The organism is Mesotoga sp. HF07.pep.5.2.highcov, assembly GCF_003666285.1.
Lineage (GTDB): Bacteria > Thermotogota > Thermotogae > Petrotogales > Kosmotogaceae > Mesotoga > Mesotoga prima.
The window spans coordinates 1-4,429 of the sequence record NZ_JFHJ01000473.1 but is presented as its reverse complement, the minus strand read 5'-3'; the positions used below and the strand labels follow the sequence as shown (position 1 = coordinate 4,429).

At 47.8% G+C, this 4,429-nt stretch carries 4 protein-coding genes; 3 read left to right on the top strand and 1 reads right to left on the bottom strand.

The annotated features are described in order from the left end of the window. Positions 1 to 988 precede the first annotated feature (988 nt). Positions 989 to 2,083 (bottom strand): Xaa-Pro aminopeptidase, encoded by a 1,095-nt coding sequence (locus tag BG32_RS09925; RefSeq protein ID WP_121526759.1) that lies wholly within the window; start codon positions 2,081 to 2,083, stop codon positions 989 to 991. Positions 2,084 to 2,331: 248 nt separating this feature from the next. On the opposite strand from BG32_RS09925, the gene BG32_RS09920 reads away from it, so the two are divergent. The 3 genes from BG32_RS09920 to BG32_RS09910 form a co-directional block, all read left to right on the top strand. After that, positions 2,332 to 2,685 (top strand): class II SORL domain-containing protein, encoded by a 354-nt coding sequence (locus tag BG32_RS09920; protein WP_006492826.1) that lies wholly within the window; start codon positions 2,332 to 2,334, stop codon positions 2,683 to 2,685. A gap of 18 nt (positions 2,686 to 2,703) precedes the next feature. Then, a complete protein-coding gene (gene rd, locus BG32_RS09915) occupies positions 2,704 to 2,862 on the top strand; it encodes a rubredoxin (RefSeq protein ID WP_006492825.1) in 159 nt (52 codons plus the stop codon). 53 nt (positions 2,863 to 2,915) lie between these two features. Then, positions 2,916 to 4,429: 2-oxoacid:acceptor oxidoreductase subunit alpha (locus tag BG32_RS09910; protein ID WP_147434925.1), on the top strand; the 1,514-nt coding region annotated here is incomplete at its 3' end.

The following is a 4,429-nucleotide window of genomic DNA, read 5'->3' as shown; positions in this document are numbered from 1 at the left end:
TCCTCTCGGAGGACGGTGGACCGTTGACGGACAACCTAGTCTTCAGCAGCGTTCAACGTATTTTAGCAAGCGTCCAGCGGCTCTTAAACGAGCTTGTTTCGGGATCTTTGTTTTGCTCCTCTCGGAGGACGGTGGACCGTTGACGCTCAACGTAGCCTTCAGCAGCGATCAGCGGGTTTCGGTTCTTAAGCGTACAGCAGTTGTTTGGGCGAGATCCCGTACAGGAGCACTACGGGATGACAGAAGAGGAGTTCGTCGGGGCAGACTCTACGGGATGTCAGTATTACTCCCTTCACGTCATCCTGACAATGCTCCTGGTCAGGATCTCGGTCTTTGCCGTGTTTTCGAGACCAGATCCCGTGCAAAAGCATCACGGGATGACCGAAAGGCGCGCTGTTAAGGATCTGGGCTTAGGTCTCAGCGAAGGACGGGTCCTTGATCTTGGACGGGCGACGAAGGACGGGTCTTGTCAGCGCTCAGCGGTTCTTAGATCGGGATTCTGAAACAAGTTCAGCATGACGCGAAGAGCGGGGTTCGATTACAGGGTATGGGGTCTGGGGTGGTGAAAAGAACGATCGACTCTGCAATTATCCTTTGGAGCCTGCGCTTATGAGCATCTCTTAGGTCATCCCGTTGAGCCTGCCCTAAAAAGACTCTGTTCAGGCAAAATGCTCGGGATCTCGCATCTCTAAGAACCGCTCTTCGCTGGTCGCTGAACGCTAGGAAGAGCCATTACTGGCCGTGACTGAGCAAAAATAGGGACTGACGATCCTCTTTACGTCTGGCCCGGTTTCGCGTGTTATGCGTCTGCCCCTCTCCTCTTCTTGCTCTTCCGAAGGACGGGTTCATGGTCTTGGACGAAGGACCAAGGACGGCTCTTCCGCTCCTTAACTAACCAAGAGTCTGGACGCAAAGCGTCGGAACGAATAACCGTTCTTTTCTCACGGTCTTGCTTTTGAAGGACTAGGAACGTTTCTCATGGGGCGTGCTATATGATCATGATCCATGGTCTGTGGACCCTGAAGCTTTCGAGTCTGACTTTTACTTTCGGGAAGTCTTCTCCAAGCGTTAGAAATTCCGCAGTTCCGTCTGAATTGAGCAAAACGGTGTCTTCGCTTAAAACGCCCCCAATAAGTGGGTTGAGTACATAAGTGGCGGAATGTTTCATCGTAATCTGGGAATCTGGAGCGAAAAGAAAGGTGTTCTTTGTGTAACCGTTTGTGCCTCCCGGACTGTAATACGCTACCTCATCGGCAGCATTGAGAGAAGCATAAGCGTTTTTTATCTCCTCAAAGACCTCACTCATAGTTTTTGCTCCCATTATCGCTACAGCTCCTTTTGCCGCAATTCCAGAAGCCCTCTCGTGTCCTTGTTCAAGCTCTTGTGGGACTGCTCCGAAGTGGAAATATCTGCTCAAAGAAACTGAAAGCCCCTGCTTCCTGATCGTTGCCCTCAGCATGAGATATCTACTGATCTTCTTTGCAGTGGAGACTGGATAGGGCGATTTGGAGATTCTTTCGTCCGATGCAATGCAAAGAGTCGGTACTTCAAGTCCCGACTCGATAAATATCGCTCTAAGGACTTTCTCGACTTCCAGTTCGGTCATTCCCGGCTGGAGTTCAGGAGCAAATTCGCAGATGATGTTTTCCGTAAGTTTCCCTGTGACTCTCAGGCGCAGGATCTCTCTTTCACTGAGAAGTTGGGTTTTCTCATAGAAGCTCTTGCCAATTGGAACATAGTTCGAAGAGGAGAAGAAGAGATCACTATCGACGGCAACTTTCGAGAACTTACTGCAGATACTCCCTACAGATTCTACGGAATTAGAAAATCCATCAAAGCCCATTATCTCCACGTCTTTGGGAAGAACTTCGTCTCTGATTCTATCTACATCGTATCTTGGGCATAGAGCAATTACCATTGAGCTTGTAACCAGAAGCCAGAAAGCAGCGAGTTCAGTGGAGATGTCAACTCTTGGGTCTACCTCACCTTCGAAGAACCACTGTATATTGGAATTTCTCGTGAACAATACTGCTTCAGCAGAGGCTTCATCGATATATGCTTTGACTATGTCATGTCTCGCCAAACAAACCCCTCCAGCGTTCTCTAAACCTATTCTATCAGAGGTAATGGGAAATCTATAGAAGAAGACAGATTTCGAAGGCATTTTTGAGTTAAGGATAAACAATACTTCTAGAGGTTTTGGAAAGATTACGACAGACTTCAATTATTAGCGATATGGTATAATTACTGTGATTTCTGTACGTGTTGTTCAGAGCAGCTCTGCAGTGATTGTTCTTTTTGTGTTCAGCTTTAGATAAAGGAGGGGATTTAATGGCAATTGGCGAGTATGTGAAGAGTGCTGACTGGAAAAGCGAGAAACATGTGCCGGTAATTGAGATTCCCGATTCGGTCAAGCCTGGAGAGGCATTTAATGTACAGATAACGGTTGGTAAGGAGATTTCACACCCAAATACTATCGAGCATCATATCAAGTGGTTTGATCTGTACGTAATGTACGATGATGGCCAGTTCTTGACTCATCTTGGCCACATCGAGTTCACTCCAGTTACAACGCAGCCTACGGCTGTATTCAATGTGAAACTGGAGAAGTCAGGTTCGTTGATCGCTACCTCTTACTGCAACATTCACGGTCTCTGGGAGAGCAGTAAGAGAGTTGAGTTCTGATTAAGGAGGGGCGGCAAGATGAAGTACAGATGCACTATATGTGGCTATATTTACGATCCGGAAGTTGGAGACCCTGACAACGGTGTAGATCCCGGGACCACCTTTGAGGATGTTCCAGAGGATTGGGTTTGTCCGCTATGTGGAGCTAGTAAAGACGATTTCGAACCAATCGACTGAAATGAGGCGGGAGAATCACTCCCGCCTTTCTTTACCTCGACGGAGGTGTTAATGTGAGAGATTTTGTAATAGCCCTTTCCGGTGAAGCCGGTCAAGGCCTAAATACTATTGGGGATATGCTTGCGCTAAGTCTCTTCAGAAATGGGTATTGTATCTTCACCGACAAAAGTTATCATTCAAGGATCAGAGGCGGCGAGTATGTGTACCGAATTCGAATTTCTGACTCTCCTCTATATTCGATGAGACAAGAGTTCGATCTTATCGTCTCTCTAAGTAAGAGCACTACTATCTCACAGCTTCAGTACTTCCACGACGGGACGAAACTGATATACGATTCCGATTCAGACCACGTGAGTTCTAAGGACTTTGATTTCGAAGTCAAAGCAATGGGCTTTCCTTTCAAGTCGATAGCCAAAGAAGCGGGAGAGCCAAGAGCCCAGAATGTCGTGGCCCTGGGTGGGATTCTCGGTCTTTTCAATGTCAAGAGGGAGATACCCTCGAAACTTATAGAAGAGACCTTTTCTGGAAAAGAAGAGATAATTAAAGCCAATCTCGAAGCGCTGAAGAGAGGTTACGATCTTTCATTGCCAATCGAGATTCCCCGGCTCGATGTACAGGAACATAATTACTACCTAATGAACGGAACTGAGGGAACCGGCCTCGGTGCAATCGCCGCGGGATGTAAATTTCTGGCAGCCTATCCAATGACCCCCGGAACCGGTGTTATGACCTTCCTTGCGTCAAACTCCGAAAAACATGGAATAGTAGTCGAGCAGGCAGAAGACGAGATCGCCGCAGTAAATATGGTTATAGGAGGAGCTTTTGCAGGTGCACGTTCTCTTGTAACAACATCTGGAGGAGGGTTCGCATTGATGCAGGAAGGTGTATCTCTCGCCGCAATGACCGAGACTCCCCTGGTCATGGTAGACGCTCAGCGTCCCGCACCGGCGACCGGCCTTCCCACAAGAACGGCGCAGGAAGATCTTCTTTTTGTAGTAAATGCAGGTCATGGAGAGTTTCCAAAATATGTGGTCTCGCCGCGCACACCAAAAGAGACATTCGAGCTTACGGAAAAGGCTTTCTATATTGCCGATAAATATCAGATTCCTTCGATTATTCTTCTCACTGAATCGCTAGTAGATTCCTCGGCCACAATAGAGGCTCCCATTCACAAAGAGGAGTTCCTTCAGAGATTTATCACAGAAGGAAATGAGGAATATCGCAGATACGAAATTACGGAGAACGGCATTTCCCCAAGAGCGATACCCGGAGGAAAAGCTACTGTAAGAGTCGATTCCGACGAGCATGATGAGGCAGGATACATTACTGAAGATCTAGAGATCAGAAGTAAAATGGTCGATAAGAGGATGAAAAAGATGGAGGGGTTGCTGGGCGAGTTGTCCGCACCCGCGAAGTTCAACCTGGATGCGCCTCTTGTTCTCGTTGGTTGGGGAGACAGCTGGGGCGCAATAGACGAGTTCGCCATGTCCAGAAAAGATGTCGGCTACGTACATTACTCCGAGGTCTTTCCTATCGACCCCTCAATAAAGGAAGAACTGGAGGGGAA

Excerpts from the sequence above, each read along its gene's own strand:
- BG32_RS09920 (WP_006492826.1), top strand. The coding sequence starts at position 2,332 with ATGGCAATTGGCGAGTATGTGAAGAGTGCTGACTGGAAAAGCGAGAAA.
- rd (WP_006492825.1), top strand. The coding sequence starts at position 2,704 with ATGAAGTACAGATGCACTATATGTGGCTATATTTACGATCCGGAAGTT.